Source organism: Bradyrhizobium sp. in8p8 (assembly GCF_000426845.1).
GTDB lineage: Bacteria > Pseudomonadota > Alphaproteobacteria > Rhizobiales > Xanthobacteraceae > Bradyrhizobium > Bradyrhizobium japonicum_C.
In genome coordinates this window covers 1,066,999-1,083,425 of the sequence record NZ_AUGD01000001.1, presented here as the reverse complement: position 1 = coordinate 1,083,425, position 16,427 = coordinate 1,066,999, and the positions used below count along the sequence as shown (strand labels likewise).

The following is a 16,427-nucleotide window of genomic DNA, read 5'->3' as shown; positions in this document are numbered from 1 at the left end:
TGATTGCGAGAACGAAACGTGGAAACGGGGCCTGTGGCAGCAGGTAAGGGTCGGGGGAAACCATGGACGGACAGGACGAGGATCTTTCGAACGAAGCAGCAGCTCTTGCCGACATTCTCAAATGGTCCGCAGATTTGCCGGCTTGGCAGCGCGATGCGCTGCGGCGGCTATGTAGTCAGCCCAAGCTGGAAAGCGCCGATATCATAACGCTTGTCGCCATCTGCAAGGCCGCCGAACAGGGAGTGCCCCTCGACGCCAGCCACGTCCGCGACCCGTCGGCCAGCCATGCCGTCGTCAGCCTTGCCGCCCTTTATGGCCTCTCGCACGTCAACGCCCTCGCGCCCGGCGAGCGGCTATCCTTTGGCAAAGCCGGCCTCACGGTCATCTATGGTGACAATGGCGCAGGTAAATCCGGATATGCTCGCGTTCTCAAGCAGCTTTGCCGCGCGCGTTCGCCGAAAGGCGATGCGATCCTGCCTAACATCTACGCGGCCAGCCCCGGCACTCCCGCTGCCTGCATCGACTTTTTTATCGGCGCACAGAAGCGAAGCGCGTCGTGGACCCAGGGCAGCGCGCCGGACGCCATGCTTTCCGCCGTGAGCGTGTTCGATTCCCGAACCGCCAACGTCCATGTCGAGAACACCAACGATCTCGCCTACACTCCGCTTCCGCTCCGCATTCTCGCCGGCCTCGCGCAGGCCTGTCAGGACGTAAAGGCCAAGCTGGCCGCGGAGATTAAGTCGCTCCAGGAGCAGACGCCGGCTGTCCTTTCCACACCCGAATGCAAGGAGGACACTGCAGTAGGCAAGCTGATCACCGGGCTGTCGGGCAAGACCAAACCGGAAGACATCGAGAACCTCGCCGGTCTATCGCCCGACGAGGAAGCACGCCTCCAAATGCTCACAACAGATCTCTCAAGTGATCCGACCCGGACTGTTCGTCAGCTCCAGGGCGAGGAAAACCGCATCAAGACCATTGTCAGCCAGCTCGAGCACCTGGCTGCGGTCGCCACGGATGAAACGTGGACAGAGCTCAGCGAAGCCCACACGCATTTGTCGAACGCGCGCTCCGCCGCCGCAGCCGCATCCGCAAATCTCTTCGCCGATGAACCGCTGCCCGACATTGGTGCTGACGTTTGGAAGGTCTTATGGGAGGCCGCTCGCGATTATTCGCGCGCATCTGCCTACCCGGATCGGCCGTTTCCGGTAACGGAAGGCCGCGCCCATTGTGTCCTCTGCCAACAGCCGCTCAGCGAGGAGGCCGCGCAGCGGCTCCGCAGTTTTGAGACCTTTGTTCAGGACGAGAGCAAGCGCCGCGAGCAGGAAGCCGCTGACGCCTACAGTGAGAAGTGCGAGGAGGTCTCGTCGAAAGCCATCTCGATGACGGATCTGCTGGCAATCGTCGCCCTGATGCGGGATGGCATCGGCCAGGAAGAACTGGCGGCCACTCTTCGCCGTGAAATCCTGCAACTGGCCTGGCGGCTGCGCGCGCTTCTCAGAACTCACCACTTGGCGGCGATGCCGGCCCTTCCGCCCGCAGCAGTCCCTTCCGTCGCGCCGTTGCGCACGGTGCTCGATGATATCGCCGCCCGCATTGCTGGCCTTCAGGCGGAGGCCAATTCTCCACAGCGGGCAGCGCTCATCGCGGAGCGTGATGGCCTCACCGACCGCAAATGGCTCGGTGTGGTGAAAGCCGATGCGCTGGCCCAGATCGAACGCCTCAAGGCTATCGAGGCGATCGAGAAGGCCAACAAGGACACGGCGACGAACAAGATCACGACCCAGAGCGCCCGTATCGCGCAGGCGCTCGTCACCAACCGCTTGCGCGGCCAGTTCGCCATCGAGGTAAACAAGCTCGGCGTCGCCGGTCTTGCCATCGAACTTCAGCAGGCGAAAACCAGTGCGGGGGTTCCCTTCTTCCAGGTCCGGCTCATCAACAGGCCGAGTGAGCCGGTCGGTAAGGTCCTGAGCGAAGGCGAGCATCGCTGCGTGGCGCTCGCCGCTTTCATGGCGGAGCTTTCGACCATCGACGCCCAGTCGGCGATCGTGTTCGACGACCCCGTCTCCTCACTCGACCATCTACACCGCGACAAGGTTGCCGCCCGACTGGCCGAGGCCGGGCAGACCCGGCAGGTGATCGTCTTCACCCACGATATGGCCTTCCTGCTCCTTCTTGATGAAGCCTCCCGGGCCACCAAAGAGCGGGAAGCGACACCGGTGGCCTATCGGCTGATCAGCCGCGGCGCCGACAACGCCGGCTATTGTCACCAGGAGCCGCCGGCCAGCGTGATGCCGCTCGACAAAGTGATCGAGGGGATGAAGGCGCATCTTGCGAACGTGAAAATCCATTACGAGCGCGGCGATCAGGCGAAGTGGCTTCGCGAGGTGACGTCCTTCCAGGATCAACTTCGCACCACATGGGAACGCGCCGTCGAGGAAGTGGTGGGGCCGGTGATCCGCCGCTTGTCGCGCAAGGTCGATACGACGGGCCTCATCAAACTGACGGTGCTTACCAACGCTGATTGTACCGTGATGCGCGAGGCCTTTGGGCGCTGCTCGGCGCTCCTACATAGTCAGCCCGGTGAGATCAATCCGCGCTTGCCAGCCCCGGCGCTTATCGAGGGCGAGATCGATGTGCTAGAAAAATGGATCGCCGACGTGCGGACCCGTCAGGATAAAGCGGCATGAAATGGTCCGAGCTGAAGCGGACGTCCGATACCATCCTCGCCGCCGGTCGGTACCGCTTACGCACCTCAAGAATGATAGCCGTGACGGACTCTCCTCTTCTCGTCGCCGCGCCGGCACGGAACACCGACCATGCTGCTACGGCTTCTCGCGCTGGGGCGCGAATTGCGCGTCAACACCATCGCAACCGCACAGGAGCTGGGTCAGATCACAGCTATGTTCGGCCAAGAGCAAGGCTCGGTTGTCGAAGCACGCTTCGGAATCCGACTAGTCCTTCGTCTGGAGCCGGGTGAAACCGCAAGGCGCATCTGCGAGGTCTGGATCGACCGGCGTCAGGTCCGCAGGCGCCGGGATGCGACCGTCGAGGAGCTGGCCCGAGGAATCACGAAGCCGATGGAGACCGTCTGGGAGGACACGATCACGACCGACTTCCTGTCGGATGCGCTTGGCGTGTTCGAGACATCGGCCGGGAAAATGATTCGTGTCCTGGTGACGGGGTTTCCCGCGCTCGCCGTCGTCGACGTCCCGCTGACGGCCTGGGCTGATCGGCGCGAAGCGCACGTCCCCGCGCCCTGGATTGCCGAATCCGGCATACTGCATCAGCACGGAGCGCAGCGGGCCTAAGGGGCGCCCCAGGGTCGAAACTAGGAGAATAGGCGAAAAGTTCATTCATTTCCGAGACCCCTACCAGCACGCGCTCTAATTGGAAGGCCTCCCATTCGGAGGTCTTCTTCGTGGTCGCGACGTGGAATCCTGCAGCAAGCGCGAGCTACTACACGCGCCAGACCGAGTATTACCTCGGCGACGGCGAGCCTGCGGGCCTCTGGTACGCCCCGGCGGGGGATTTTGGCGTTGTAGACGGCGCGCAAGTCGAGCGCCAGACCTTCGAGCAATTGTACAATGCCCTCGACGCGGATGGCCGCCCCCTCCTGGATAAGATTCGCCGCCATAGGGAGCGGACAAGCGCGTTCGACGTGACACTCAGCGCACCGCGCTCGGTATCCCTGGTCTGGGGGCTGGCGACGCCCGAGACGAAGCGCCTCATCGAAGTTGCGCAGCAGCGAGCTGTTAAAGCAACGCTGAACGTCCTGGAGCGAGAGGCCACCTGGGCGCGCCGGGGCCGCAACGGCATGTCGCTGGAGAAAGTCGCTCTCACAGCCGCCTTGTTTCAGCACGGCGAAAGCCGCCCTGCAAAACACGCCGACGGGCGCATATTCGCAGATGCAAATTTGCATACGCATTGCGTATGCATGAATATCTCGACCCGCCAGAGCGACGGCACAGTTGGAGGTCTTCACTCCAAGGTCATCCGCGATTGGAAGATGGCGGCCGGCGCGACCTATCACGCCGCCCTCGCACATGAGCTGACGAAGCTCGGCTTTGACATCGTCCGCGTCGGCAAGAACGGCATCTTCGAAATCGCCGGCGTGGATGATGCCACGATCAAGTACTTCAGCGCGCGTCGTCAGGAGATCGAAGACGAACTGGCCGAACACGGTGTCGCCAGTGCTCAGGCGCCGGCACTCGCCGCTGCCATCACCAAAGCGACGCGCACCGCCAAACGCGACAGCGAAACCGCTCGCCGCGAGGACACTTGGCGAGATGCCGCGGAATCGATCGGGATCGAAGTCGAGACGTTCACCGAACGTCTGCGAGATCCGTCGAGGATATTCGATCGCGCAGCGGCCGAACAACTCTTGTCGGAGCGACTGGACGCATTGCCGGCCGCCCTCACCGAGCAGGAGAGCGTGATCGAGCGCCGTGAGTTGTTGCGTTCCGTGACCGCCACGCTCGTTGGCACCGGGCTGCCGGCCGAGCGTGCGGAGGTCGAAGTCGATCGCCTGCTGAGGAATGGCGCAATCGTCGAGATCGGTCACGATGCCCTTGGCCTGCCCAACTATTCCACCCCCGAAATGCTCGCTATTGAACGGGAAGTCGTCGCGATGGCGCAGGACCTCGCGTCCCGCTCCTGGCACGCCGTCGATCTGACGCGAATCGCTGAGCGCTGCGTGGCCATCGGGCTGAGTACGGAGCAGACCGAAGCCGCCATTGCTGCGTGCGGCGGCAACGCGATCTCGATCATCGAAGGAGCGCCTGGCAGCGGGAAAACAACCACACTCTTCCAGATCGTTTCGGCCCACACCGCGATCGGCTCAGGTGATGTGACGTTCAAACAGGAGGGCCGACGAGCAGGTCCGCCGATCAGATGCATCGCCACGGCCACGGCCTGGCGTGTCGCAAATACCTTGGCTAGCGACCTCGGCATCGAGTCGCGCGCGACGGCGTCCTGGATCGCGATGCTCAAGGCCGGTCACAATGTCTTCGATGAACGCACGCTCCTGATCGTCGACGAAGCCGGCCTGCTGTCCTCGCGCGATATGCATGTGTTGCTCAGCGCTGTGAAGAAGGCCGGCGCCAAGGCCGTACTCGTCGGGGATCGCCGCCAGCTCCAGCCGATCGGGGGACCCGGGCTTGACCTGGTGTCCCGCGCCGTCGAAGCGACTCGGGTCGACAACATCGTTCGCCAACGCGAGGCGTGGGTCCGGGACGCCATTACCGCCTTCGGCAAGGGCGACGCTGCAGAAGGATTGAAGGCCTTCGCCGATCATGGCCTGCTGGTGGAATCCCAGGGCGCCAAGACTGCCATTGCAGCTACGCTTGATGCAGCCGAGGCGGCCAAGGTTCGCGATCCGGCCGGTTCAATCCTTATTCTTGCAAAGTCCAATGCCGCGGTTGCCGCGATCTCGCGCGTAGCGCGGGAACGCCGCAAGACCGCCGGCCTCATTAGGGGCGACGAGATCTCCTTCACGGCGGTCACTTCCTCGGGACACGCCACTCAATTGGCGCTGGCTGCAGGCGACAGGATCCGATTCCTCGTTCGCAATGACGATCTCGGCGTCATCAACGGCACGACCGCGACGGTCGTGACGGTCAGCGAGACGCAGGCGCCCTTCGGCGAGACGAGCCAGCTTCGGATCGAAGCCGACGTAGGTGATCGGCGCATCGTCTTCAATCCCACGTGTCTTGCCGACGCGCAGGGGCGCCCGCGCCTTGGCTGGGCCTACGCCTCAACGATCTATGGGAGCCAAGGCCTGACGGTCGACAACAGCATCGTCTATGTCGACCATACCCTCAGCCGGCACGATATCTTCGTGGCATCGAGCCGGGCGCGCGAGACGACGACCCTCGTGGTGGACTCACAGCGCATCGATCGACACCTCGCCTCCGAACTGCCGTTCGACCGGCAACATGACGGATCGGCCTTTTCCGAAACGCAGCGACGCGAGTGGCTCGCCGAGCGGCTCTCCCGCGCGGCACCTAAGATCTCCACGCTCGACGTGATCGAGGGCGTAAGTTTCCCTGATCGGAAAGCCGAACATTTGCGCGACCGGCGGCGGGAGCTCAACCATGAGCTCTAGACGCGCAAGCCTTCGCAAGCGAGCTGAGCTGAGGTCCCGCGATGCCGCACCAGGCGAGTCCTGTACTGCGTCAGCACAGTCCCCAAAGAAGCGCGGCCCGCGTCAGCTACAGCCGGGGGATTTCCGTGTGACGATCGAGATGCCGCATTCTGTTCCCATCCTGGAAAGAGAACTGCGCGCGATCGAAATTTTGCTCGGCGCTGAGCTTCAGAATGTGCTCAGGGGCAGTGCCAAAGAGCGCTAATTCCGTGCGCAGATTTTGATTGACAGAGCACCTTGTCTGCTGCGCAGATTCGATCCTGGCGACAAAGAAATGCATTGTGCAGCCGTAGATCTGACCATGAACAAGCACGTATTTCGCAACTCGGCCCAGAACCAAACAGATGCGCCGAGGCGCGTTGCCACCTATTATAGAGTTAGTACGGGACGACAGCTAAACCACGAAGCCTCAATCCCGAGCCAACGCAAGGTCACCGCAGCTTTCTGCGATCAGAATGGCTATGCCATTGTCGAAGAGTTCGTGGAGGCGAAGACAGCAACGGACGACCGCAGGCCCGTGCTACAGGACATGATCGATCGCGCCTGCGCTCCGGATCATCCCTACGATGCTATCGTGTTTTATGCGTTTAATCGCTTCTTCCGCAACGTCGCTGAAATGGAGTTGACCATCCGCAAGCTGCGGAAGCATGGCGTCGAGGTCGTGTCGGTCACTCAGCCGACGGGCGATGACCCTAGCCAGATTCTAGTTAGGCAGATCATCGGAGCATTTGATGAACATACATCTCGGGAAATCTCCAAGAACACTACGCGCGCAATGCGCGAGTCAGCGCGCCAGGGTTTTTGGAATGGCGCCACGCCGCCGCTTGGCTACAAGATTGTAGAGGCGGAACGACGCGGACAGAAGATCAAGAAAAAGCTCGGCATCGATCCCGTCGAGGCCGAAACGGTCCGGCTAATTTACAAGCTCTATATGGACGGCGATGGGACTACCGGTCCACTCGGCGTGAAGGAAACGACAAAGTGGCTGAACAGCCACGGCTACCGCACGCGACGGGGCGTGACCTTTGGCGTCGGGCCAGTGCACAAGATCCTGACCAACGCCTGCTATGCTACCGGTCAATGGCCCTATGGCGTGCGTAGCTCGCGGGATGGCCGCAAGCACGATCCATCCAGCGTCGTCAATATCACTGTTCCGATTCTGATCGAGAAGAGCGACTTCGACCGCGTGCAGGCGAAACTCACGCAGAACAATCCCAAGACGACGCCGCCACGCGTGGTCAACGGCCCCTCGCTGCTCACGGGCATCGCCGTCTGTGCGTCCTGCGGGGCGGGAATGACCCGTACGGGAACCACCAATCGGCAGGGCCGGTCGTATTCCTACTATTCCTGCGCGGGTTGCCAACAGAAGGGCAAGACGGTCTGCAACGGCCGGCATATCCCGGCGGCGACCCTGGACGATATCGTCCTGACCAACCTGAAGACGCGCGTGCTCGCTCCGGACCGGCTCGCCGACCTCCTGAAATCGCTGATCGAGCGCCAAGCCGCAAAGAGCGAATCCGCGGACCAGCGGCTGATAACGCTCCAGAAGGAGCTGACGGACGTCGACGAGCGCTTGAGGCGGCTCTACCGCTCAATCGAGGACGGCATCGTAGAACTCGACGAAATCTTGCGGGAACGCACCACGGCGCTGAAGTCCCAGCGGGAGCGCGCAAAAGCGGCTCTTGATCACGCTCGCGCTCAGTGCAGTACGGCGGCCGCAATCGACGCCGGGAAGATTGACGCTTTCGCGAGGCTCATGACCGAAAAGCTCGACGCAGGCGACACGAACACCCGCAAGGCGTACATCCGCTCGATCATTGACGCGGTCGAAGTCGACGATCGGGCGATCCGGATTGTTGGCAGCAAGGACATTCTCCAGGCTGCCGTTGCCGGCAAACAGACCGAGAACGGAAATGTTCGTGGTTTTGTACGCAAATGGCGCGCCCGACACGATTCGAACGTGTGGCCTCCACCTTCGGAGGGTGGCGCTCTATCCAGCTGAGCTACGGGCGCATCGATATTCAGATAGTGTCCGAGATCGACCACGGTCAATCGCGAATTCTAGAATCGACATGGCTCAAACGACGCGGGCTAAAGCCTCGCCGATCATCGCCATTCGTACTCCACAACCTCCTTTCGGTTTGCTTCCGTGGTGCTTCCGCGACCTCGAATGCGATTTTCGTGCTTCCTTCGAGTTTCGCCAATCGCTTGGTTTCACTCGTTTTTTACGACACCCTCGACCATCAGAAAGAGCTTGCATTTGCCTTCGGAGGGCAACGCTCTATCCAGCTGAGCTACGGGTGCAGAGAGGCTTCATGTAGCCGATTGGCGCGGGGCGGGCAACCGCTTCTCGCCGGATCGGACTCAAGCCATCTTGCGCCGGAAGGGCGCCGGAACCGCTGCGGCCTCCCGGCCGATGGCGGCGAACTCGGCCAGGACCTGTTCGGCGCAGATGACGCGGTTGCGGCCGAGCCGCTTGGCGACATAAAGCGCCTCGTCGGCGGCGCCCAGCAGCCGGTCGGCACTGCCGTCGGCGCTAACGGGAATGTGGCTGGCGACACCGACACTGAGGGTGACATGGTCGCCGGCGCCCAGGGCGCCGTGGGCGATCTGCAAGGCCATGACGGCGCAGCGGATCGCTTCGGCGACGCTGCAGGCGGCGTCGCAATCCATGTCCGGCAGGATCAGCGCGAACTCCTCGCCGCCGTATCGGCTGGCGAAGTCGAGCGGGCGCATGGCGTGCCGGCTCACGGCCGCGGCGATCGCGCGCAGGCATTCGTCGCCGCTCTGGTGGCCGTGGTGGTCGTTGAACAGCTTGAAATGGTCGACATCGACGAACAGCAGCGCCAGCGGCTTCTGCGTGCGCTGGGCGCGGGCCCATTCGCTCGTCAGCATCTGGTCGAAAGCGCGGCGGTTCGACAGGCCGGTCAATCCGTCCTTGGTGGCGAGCTCCTTCAGTGCCATCTCGGCGCGCTTCTGGTCGGTGAGGTCGCGCAGCGTCTCCACCACCGCGATCAGGTTGCCGGCCTCGTCGTGGATCGGGCCGGCGTCGATGGCGAGGTAGAGCTGGCTGCCGAGCTTCGGCATCACGCACCAATTCTCCGCGGAAAAGCCGAGCCCGTTATGGCCGCGCGCAGCGTATTCCGAATAGTATTCCGGGAGCTGCTCGGGCCGGTCGAGCGCGACGAGGTCTGCGAGGCAGGGGCGCTTCGTCTCATAGAAGGCCTGCCAGTGCTTGCTGGTGCCGATCACTTCGGCCGCGGCGACGCCGGTCAGCCGTTCGCAGGCCCTGTTCCAGATCACGACGCGACGTTGCGGGTCGATCACGAAAGTCGGCACCACCAGGTGCTGCATCAGCCGCACCGCGTAGGAATCCGCGACGTCGACCGCTTTGCGTGATCTTGTCATCAAGCCACCGCCGCCACCGGCCCGGTATCGCCGCCGAACAGCTTTCGCACCTCGCTGGCCGGCTTCGGCGCGCTGAACAGATAACCCTGCATCTCGGTGCAGCCGAGCGTGCGCAGCATCTCGCGCTGCGCTTCGGTCTCGACGCCTTCGGCGACGGTGGTCATGCTGCTGGCCGCAGCGATGTTCACCACGGCCTGCACGATGACGGGCGAGCCGCTCGCCTCCGCGATATCGGCGACGAAGCAGCGGTCGATCTTGATCTTGTCGAACGGGAAGCGCTTGAGGTAGCTGAGCGAGGAATAGCCGGTGCCGAAATCGTCCAGCGCGATGCGCACGCCGATCGAACGGAGCTGATGCAGGATCGAGAGCGCCGCCTCGTCGTCGCGGATCAGCACGGCCTCGGTGATCTCGAGCTCCAGCCGGCGCGGGTCGAGCCCGGAAGCGGCCAGTGCGCCCGCGATCCGCAGCGCCAGCGTGTCGCATTTGAGCTGCACCGGCGAGACGTTGACCGCGACGCGCACATGCGTCGGCCAGGTCGCGGCCTCGTTGCAGGCCATGCGCAGCACCCAGTCGCCGAGCTCGGTGATCAGGCCGGTGTCTTCGGCGACCGGGATGAACTCCGCCGGCGAAACCATGCCGCGCTCGGGATGACGCCAGCGCAGCAGCGCCTCGCAGCCCGAGACTTCGCCCGAGCGCAGGTCGACCAGCGGCTGGTAGTGAATCTCGAAGCCGCCGTCCACCAGCGCCTGCCGCAGGTCCTGCTCCATGCTCAATCGCGCCTTGGCGCTCGCATCCATCTCGGGCTCGAAGAAGCGGTGCGTGCGTCGCCCCTCGGCCTTGGCGCCGTACATCGCAAGATCGGCGTTCTTGACGAGCTGGTCGAGATCGTCGCCGTCCTGCGGCGCGAGCGCGATGCCGATGCTGGCGTCGGTGGAGAGCTGATGGCCGGAACAATGATAGGGCTGTCGGATCGCCCCATAGATCCGTTTCACGAACGAGACCACCTCGGCCGGTGACTGGACCGCGGTCTGGATGACCGCGAACTCGTCGCCGCCGAGCCGCGCGATCAGGTCGCCCTGCTTGAGACAGCTTCGGATGCGGCCTGCGATGGCCTTCAACAGCTCGTCGCCGACGTGGTGGCCGAGCGAATCGTTGATGCCCTTGAACTCGTCGACATCGATGTAGAGCAGCGCGAACTGATCCCCGTCGGCGACCTTTGCCAGCTCGCGTTCGATCTGCTCCCGGAACAGCGTGCGGTTCGGCAGGTCGGTCAGCGCATCGTAATGCGCCATATGCGCGATCTTTTCGTCGGCGCGTCGACGCTCGGTGACGTCGTCGATGACATGGATGAGGTAGCGCGGCTCTCCCGTTTCGTCGGGAATACCGATCCTGGTCGAGGTGATGTAGCGCAGACCCGTACCAGGCATCTGCCAGGCGTGCTCGTCCTTGAACAATCCCTTGGCCGAATTTAGCGCGCGGCTGTCGTCTTCGGTGATGCGGGCGGCCGGCGCCTCGGGGAAGACGTCAAAGGCAGTCCTGCCTACGACTTCCTGGCGAGACCGGCCGAAGAGCTGCTCGGCGACGCAGTTGAGCAGCAGATATTGGCGCGTGCGTGCGTCCTTCACGGTGATCTGCGAAGGGATATGGTCGATGATCTCGCGCAGGAAGGTGTGGTTGCGATCCCGCTCCTGCTCCAGCTTGCGGCGGTCGGTGATGTCTTCGATCGTGGCCACCCACCCGCCCTGTGCGAGCGGGGTGTTGATGACCTGGAAGGCGCGGCCATTGGCGAGCTGATGAACTCTCGTGGAGACCCTGCCCTCCGCGACGATCCTCATGACCTCGGCGCAGAATGCCTCGACGTCGCCGTCGAACGCGCCACGCTCCTTGCGATGGCGCATCGCCTCGCGGATGTGGCAGCCAGGCTTGATGACGTCGTGGGACAGGCCGAACATCTCGGCGTACCGGCGGTTACAGATGACGATGTAGCCGGCGGCGTCGTACAGGATCAGCCCTTGCGACATGTTGTTGAGCGCCGTGTCGAGCTGCATCCGCTTTGCTTCGATCCGTTCCCGGGCCTCACGATTCTGACGGCTGATCTGGCGGATGATGAAATAGAGGATCAGTGCGATCACCGCCGCCGAAAATCCGGCGGTCGCGACCAGGAAGCCGGTCTGCTGCCGCCAGTCGACGAGCGCTGCGTCGGTGGTGGTGGTGGCGATGATGACGAGAGGGAAGTGCTTCAGCGACGCCGCCGAGCCGAGCCGTTGCTCACCATTGACCGGACTGTTGCCGCGCAGCGTGTGCTGGCCGCCCTCGGCCAACACCTTCTGCATCAGCGGCCCATCCTTGAAGTTGCGCCCGATCAGCTCTTCGACGTGCGGATAGCGCGCCAGCATTTTGCCTTCGCGGTCGAACAGCGAGATTGCCGTGCCCTCGGCAAGCGCGACGGACGCGAAATACTTGTGGTAGCTGTCCGGATCGATCCGGCGCGCCATTGCGCCCAGGAACGACCCGTCGGCGCTGTTCAACCGTCGTGCGACGACGGTGGTCCATTTGCCTATGATGAAGCTGCGGACGGACTCCAGAATGACCGGTTCGGATTGCGGATTGGTCTTGAAGGCCTGAAAGTAGCCGCGGGAGGAAACGTTGATCTTCGGCAGCGGTTGAGCCCGCGACCAGCTAATCAGCTCGCCATCGGCGTCATAGATGGCGATGTCACCGAGATAGGATACGGAGCTGATCTTGCTGCGCAGCATCTGGCTGGTGGCGGGACCTGACATGCGCTCGCGGAACATTGCGGGCGAGGTGATCTCCTCAAGGTTCATCTGCGCGATCAGATCGGCGGCGACGACGTCGGAATCCTCGAACTGCTGATCGAAGTGCCGCGCGATCAGCTGCACCGTGTTTTCCAGCTCGCGTTCGCGGTTGGCGAGGGTGCGTTCTCGGAATTCGCCGACGGCCATGGCCGTGACGGTGAAGATGCCCGCGACCAGCAATACGCCGCACAGGGTCAGCCACAGGACAGGACCACGCCGCGTCAAGGCCTCCCAGCCGTTCCTCGCGGCTAGAGACATTCCGGCGGTCACCATGGAAAAGACCTGGCGCATTCCCTCTCCTTGGAGGGAGAGGAATACACCGCACAAATGGCGCAAACCTTAGGAAAACCAGTTACCTAAGGATTAATCCAGTTGCGCAGCCTGGCCGCATGCATCGGAGCGGGAGACGCGTCACGGTTGTGCGGCGCGCGCGGCAACCGACGCGCTGCATCATGAATCCCCGCTTAATGCGATCTGCCGCCGCTCTTGTCTCCGGCGGGATTGCGCAGCCGCCCCACCACGCCGGTCGGGAAGAAATAGACGCTGGCGATGAACAGCAGCCCGAGCCACAGCAGCCAGCGGTCTGGATGCAGCAGCCCCGGCAGCAGCGGCAGGCCCGCTTCGCCCGCTGCCGTGGAGGCGGCACCCATCAGCGCCTGAAGATAGTTCTGGGCCAGGATGAAGATGGTGGCGCCGATGATCGCGCCGTAGATCGTGCCCATGCCGCCGATCACGACCATCAGCAGGATGTCCAGCATGATCGAGAAGCTCAGCGACGTATCGGGGCCGGCATAGCGCAGCCACAGCGCGTTCAGGATGCCGGCGCTGGCGGCGACGAGGGCCGCGATGCAATTGGCGTAGGTGAGGTGGAACACGGTGCGGAAGCCGAGCGCCTCGGCGCGGAAACGATTTTCGCGGATGGCCTGGAGCACGCGCCCGAATGGCGAGTTCACGACACGCAGCAGCGCGAGGATCATCAGCGCCGAGACGGCGAAGACCAGATAGTAGGTCAGGATGCGGCCGTTGATCTCGAAGCCGAACAGGTTCTTGGAGATCAGTATCGTGCCGGGGCGAAGCAGCTCGGGCAGCTGGAAGCTGCGCCCGTCCTCGCCGCCAGTCAGCCAGGACAGCTGCGAGGCCAGCACCTGGAAAGCCGAGGCGACCGCGAGCGTGATCATGGCAAAGAAGATCGCGGCCACCCGCAGCGAGAACAGCCCGATCGCGAGCGCGAGCAGGGCGGCCAGCGGCAGGCCGGTGACGATGCCGGTGGCGACCGCCGCCCAGTTCGGCCCCATTCCGTACAGCGCGATCGCGATGGCGTAGCTGCCGATGCCGTAGAACATGGTGTGGGCGAACGACACCGAGCCGGTATAGCCGAGCAGGAGGTCGTACGAGGCGACCAGCGCGGCGAAGACGCAGATCTTGGCCGCGACGTTCAGGGCCTTGGCCCCCGGAAACAGGAACGGCGTCGCTGCCAGCGCCAGGATGATGAGAATGAGAACGAGCGTCAGAACGCGGCTGCGCGGCGGATCGCCTGAGAGGATCATCATCGGCTGGTCACCGCATAGAGGCCGCGCGGCCGCCACATCAGAATGGCGACCATCAGCAGGATGTTGGAGACGAGGGCGAGTTTCGGCACCAGGAAGCCGCCGTAATTGGCCACCATCGCCACCAGGATCGCGCCGATGAAGCAGCCGCCGATCGAGCCCAGCCCCCCGATGATGACGACGATGAAGATGAGCACGGTGAGCTCGTCGCTCATCGAGGCGTGCACCTGCTCGCGGTAGAGCGCCCACATCACGCCGCCGAGGCCGGCCAGCGCCGATCCCGTCATGAACACGCCGAGGAACAGCCGGCGGATGCGATAGCCCAGCGCCTCGACCATCTCGCGGTTCTCGACGCCGGCGCGGATCAGGAGGCCGAGCTTGGTGCGGTTGAGCACGAGCTGGATGGCGATGAAGACGGCGAGCCCGATCAGCATCGCCAGCACCCGGTATTTGGCGATGGCGACGTCCCCTATGATGAAGGAGCCGCGCAGCGACGTCGGCAGCGGCATCGGGATGATCTGCGGCCCCCACAGCGCATACAGCGTCTGCTCGGCGACGATCAGGCCACCCGTCGTCATCAGGATCTGCTTCAGATGCTGGCCGTAGACCGGGAGGATCAACACGCGCTCGACGACCAGGCCGAGCGCGCCCGAAACCGCCATCGAGAGCAGCGCGGCCGGCCCCAGCACCGCGAGGTTCATCCAGAGCGAGTCGGCCTGCACGGAAGCCGCGAACGGGGCCAGCACCAGGGTTGCGATATAGGCGCCGACGGCGATGAAGGCGCCATGGCCGAAATTGAGCACGTCCATCAGGCCGAACACCAGCGTCAGGCCCGAGGCCATGATGAAGATCATCATGCCCATGGCAAGGCTGGCGGCGGTCAAGGTCAGCCAGGAGCTCGGCGATCCGATCAGCGGGATCATGAGAAGCGCGAGCGCCACCGGCAGCAGGATCGGCGCGAGATCGCGCTTCGGTTTCGGCAGCGGATCGGTTGCGGCAAGTTCAGTCACTGATGCGTCTCCAGGCTCAGGCCGAGCAGCCGCTCCTGCAGCGGCACGTCGGCGGCGAGCGCCGCCATCTCGCCGCGATGGACGATGGTGCCGTTGTCCATGACCAGCACATTGTCGCCAAGCTCGCGGGCGGCGAAGAAATTCTGCTCGACCAGCAGGATGGTGGCGCCCTTGCGCTTGATCTCCTTCAGGCACTCGATCAGCGCCATGACGATCGCCGGCGCCAGCCCCTTGGTCGGCTCGTCGATCAGCAGGAGCTTGCGCGGCTCGACGATCGCGCGGGCGATGGACAGCATCTGCTTCTGCCCGCCGGAGAGGCTTCCGGCGCGCGACAGCCAGAACCGGCGCAGTGCCGGGAAGAAGCCGAAGATCCAGTCGAGCTGGGCGTCGTCGAGCGGCCCGTCGCGTGCCGCCAGCACCAGGTTCTCCCTGACCGTGAGGTCGGAGAACACCGCCATGCTCTCCGGCACATAGCCGACGCCGAGCTTCGCGATGTCCGGGGTGGCAAGGCTCTCGATGCGCTTGCCGGCAAGGCTGATTTCGCCGCTCGATGCCTGCCAGAGACCCATGACGGTGCGCAGCGTCGTGGTCTTGCCGGCGCCGTTGCGGCCGAGCAGCATCGTGACCTGACCTTGTGGCACCGCAAGATCGATGCCCTGAAGGATGTGGTAGCGACCGATATGGGTGTGCACGCCGGAGAGTTTCAACAGATCGCTCATGCTGCACCCTCGGTGGCATTCTTGGGTGCGACGCCGAGATAGGCTTCCTGCACGATCGGCGAGGCGATCACCTCGGCAGGCTTGCCGTCCGCGACGAGCTGGCCGTTATGCAGCACGATGATGCGGTCGGCGAGGGAGCGCACCACGTCCATCTTGTGCTCGACGAGGAGAATGATCTTGCTCTCGTCCTGCTTGAGCTGCGCGATCAGGTTGAGAACGACGGGCACCTCGTCGATGCTCATGCCGGCGGTCGGCTCGTCGAACATGAACACTTTCGGCTCCAGCGCGATCATCAGTGCCACCTCGAGCTTGCGCTGGTCGCCATGCGACAGTGCGGTTGCGGCGCCGCCGCGGCGGCTGCCGAGCGCGACCTGGTCGAGAATGGCGTCGGCCCGTGCGATCAGGTCGCGACGCACCATCCAGGGTCGCAGCATGTCGTAGTGAGTACCGCTAGCGGCCTGCACCGCGAGGCGCACGTTCTCTTCCACCGACAGGTTCGGAAACAGGTTGGTGAGCTGGAAGGCGCGGCCGAGGCCCGCGCGCGTGCGCATCGGCGCGGAGTGCTGGGTGATGTCGGCGCCGTCGAACAGGATGCTGCCGTTCGAGGCGCGCAATTGGCCCGAGATCAGATTGAAATAGGTGGTCTTGCCGGCGCCATTCGGCCCCACGATGGCCGTGAGCTCGCCCGGTCGAAACGTGCAGGAGACATTGTTGACCGCGACATGACCGCCGAAGCGGATGGTGAGGTCGCGGGTTTCGAGGGTGAGCGGCATGGGTGTCTGGAA

The 16,427-nt window shown here is 63.8% G+C and carries 10 protein-coding genes, 1 tRNA gene and 1 pseudogene; 4 read left to right on the top strand and 8 right to left on the bottom strand.

Annotated features, from left to right (window positions below):
• Nucleotides 1-62: 62 nt before the first annotated feature.
• The 4 genes and pseudogenes from K408_RS0105095 to K408_RS43285 all read left to right on the top strand — a co-directional run.
• Nucleotides 63-2,687, top strand: a complete 2,625-nt coding sequence (locus tag K408_RS0105095) for an AAA family ATPase (protein ID WP_024336897.1) — start codon at nucleotides 63-65, stop codon at nucleotides 2,685-2,687.
• A gap of 129 nt (nucleotides 2,688-2,816) precedes the next feature.
• Nucleotides 2,817-3,308 carry a hypothetical protein gene (locus tag K408_RS0105090; protein ID WP_024336898.1) on the top strand — a complete coding sequence of 164 codons (492 nt, stop codon included), beginning with the start codon at nucleotides 2,817-2,819 and terminating at the stop codon, nucleotides 3,306-3,308.
• Between the two features lie 110 nt (nucleotides 3,309-3,418).
• Entirely contained in the window at nucleotides 3,419-6,103 is a 2,685-nt protein-coding gene (gene mobF / locus K408_RS37585; protein WP_024336899.1) for a MobF family relaxase, read from the top strand.
• Nucleotides 6,104-6,416: 313 nt separating this feature from the next.
• Nucleotides 6,417-7,568 (top strand): annotated as a pseudogene (locus tag K408_RS43285) (recombinase family protein); the annotation flags it as partial.
• Nucleotides 7,569-7,733: 165 nt separating this feature from the next.
• On the opposite strand, the gene K408_RS43280 reads toward K408_RS43285, so the two are convergent.
• From K408_RS43280 to K408_RS0105040, 8 genes are all read right to left on the bottom strand, one after another.
• Nucleotides 7,734-8,093: a hypothetical protein gene (locus K408_RS43280; RefSeq protein WP_024336901.1), complete on the bottom strand. Its 360-nt coding sequence runs from the start codon at nucleotides 8,091-8,093 to the stop codon at nucleotides 7,734-7,736.
• Nucleotides 8,079-8,155: transfer RNA gene (locus tag K408_RS0105070), tRNA-Arg, on the bottom strand. Before K408_RS0105070 ends, K408_RS43280 begins: the two co-directional genes overlap by 15 nt.
• A gap of 351 nt (nucleotides 8,156-8,506) precedes the next feature.
• The gene (locus K408_RS0105065; RefSeq protein ID WP_024336902.1) at nucleotides 8,507-9,550 is read right to left on the bottom strand and encodes a sensor domain-containing diguanylate cyclase; all 1,044 of its coding nucleotides are present in this window, start codon (nucleotides 9,548-9,550) and stop codon (nucleotides 8,507-8,509) included.
• A complete protein-coding gene (locus tag K408_RS0105060) occupies nucleotides 9,550-12,657 on the bottom strand; it encodes a bifunctional diguanylate cyclase/phosphodiesterase (protein WP_024336903.1) in 3,108 nt (1,035 codons plus the stop codon). Before K408_RS0105060 ends, K408_RS0105065 begins: the two co-directional genes overlap by 1 nt.
• 173 nt (nucleotides 12,658-12,830) lie before the next feature.
• Nucleotides 12,831-13,916 carry a branched-chain amino acid ABC transporter permease gene (locus K408_RS0105055; protein WP_024336904.1) on the bottom strand — a complete coding sequence of 362 codons (1,086 nt, stop codon included), beginning with the start codon at nucleotides 13,914-13,916 and terminating at the stop codon, nucleotides 12,831-12,833.
• Nucleotides 13,913-14,923, bottom strand: a complete 1,011-nt coding sequence (locus tag K408_RS0105050; protein WP_024336905.1) for a branched-chain amino acid ABC transporter permease — start codon at nucleotides 14,921-14,923, stop codon at nucleotides 13,913-13,915. Before K408_RS0105050 ends, K408_RS0105055 begins: the two co-directional genes overlap by 4 nt.
• Complete coding sequence (locus K408_RS0105045; RefSeq protein WP_024336906.1) at nucleotides 14,920-15,642, bottom strand: branched-chain amino acid ABC transporter ATP-binding protein; 723 nt, start codon at nucleotides 15,640-15,642, stop codon at nucleotides 14,920-14,922. The genes K408_RS0105050 and K408_RS0105045 overlap by 4 nt, the downstream gene beginning before the upstream one ends.
• Nucleotides 15,639-16,415: an ABC transporter ATP-binding protein gene (locus tag K408_RS0105040; protein WP_024336907.1), complete on the bottom strand. Its 777-nt coding sequence runs from the start codon at nucleotides 16,413-16,415 to the stop codon at nucleotides 15,639-15,641. The genes K408_RS0105045 and K408_RS0105040 overlap by 4 nt, the downstream gene beginning before the upstream one ends.
• Nucleotides 16,416-16,427: the final 12 nt, after the last annotated feature.

What these genes read in the sequence shown, in the direction of transcription:
- K408_RS0105055 (WP_024336904.1), bottom strand. Translation starts at nt 13,916, where the DNA reads ATGATGATCCTCTCAGGCGATCCGCCGCGCAGCCGCGTTCTGACGCTC.
- K408_RS0105040 (WP_024336907.1), bottom strand. Translation starts at nt 16,415, where the DNA reads ATGCCGCTCACCCTCGAAACCCGCGACCTCACCATCCGCTTCGGCGGT.
- K408_RS0105095 (WP_024336897.1), top strand. Translation starts at nt 63, where the DNA reads ATGGACGGACAGGACGAGGATCTTTCGAACGAAGCAGCAGCTCTTGCC.
- K408_RS0105060 (WP_024336903.1), bottom strand. Translation starts at nt 12,657, where the DNA reads ATGCGCCAGGTCTTTTCCATGGTGACCGCCGGAATGTCTCTAGCCGCG.
- K408_RS0105045 (WP_024336906.1), bottom strand. Translation starts at nt 15,642, where the DNA reads ATGAGCGATCTGTTGAAACTCTCCGGCGTGCACACCCATATCGGTCGC.
- K408_RS0105090 (WP_024336898.1), top strand. Translation starts at nt 2,817, where the DNA reads ATGCTGCTACGGCTTCTCGCGCTGGGGCGCGAATTGCGCGTCAACACC.
- K408_RS0105065 (WP_024336902.1), bottom strand. Translation starts at nt 9,550, where the DNA reads ATGACAAGATCACGCAAAGCGGTCGACGTCGCGGATTCCTACGCGGTG.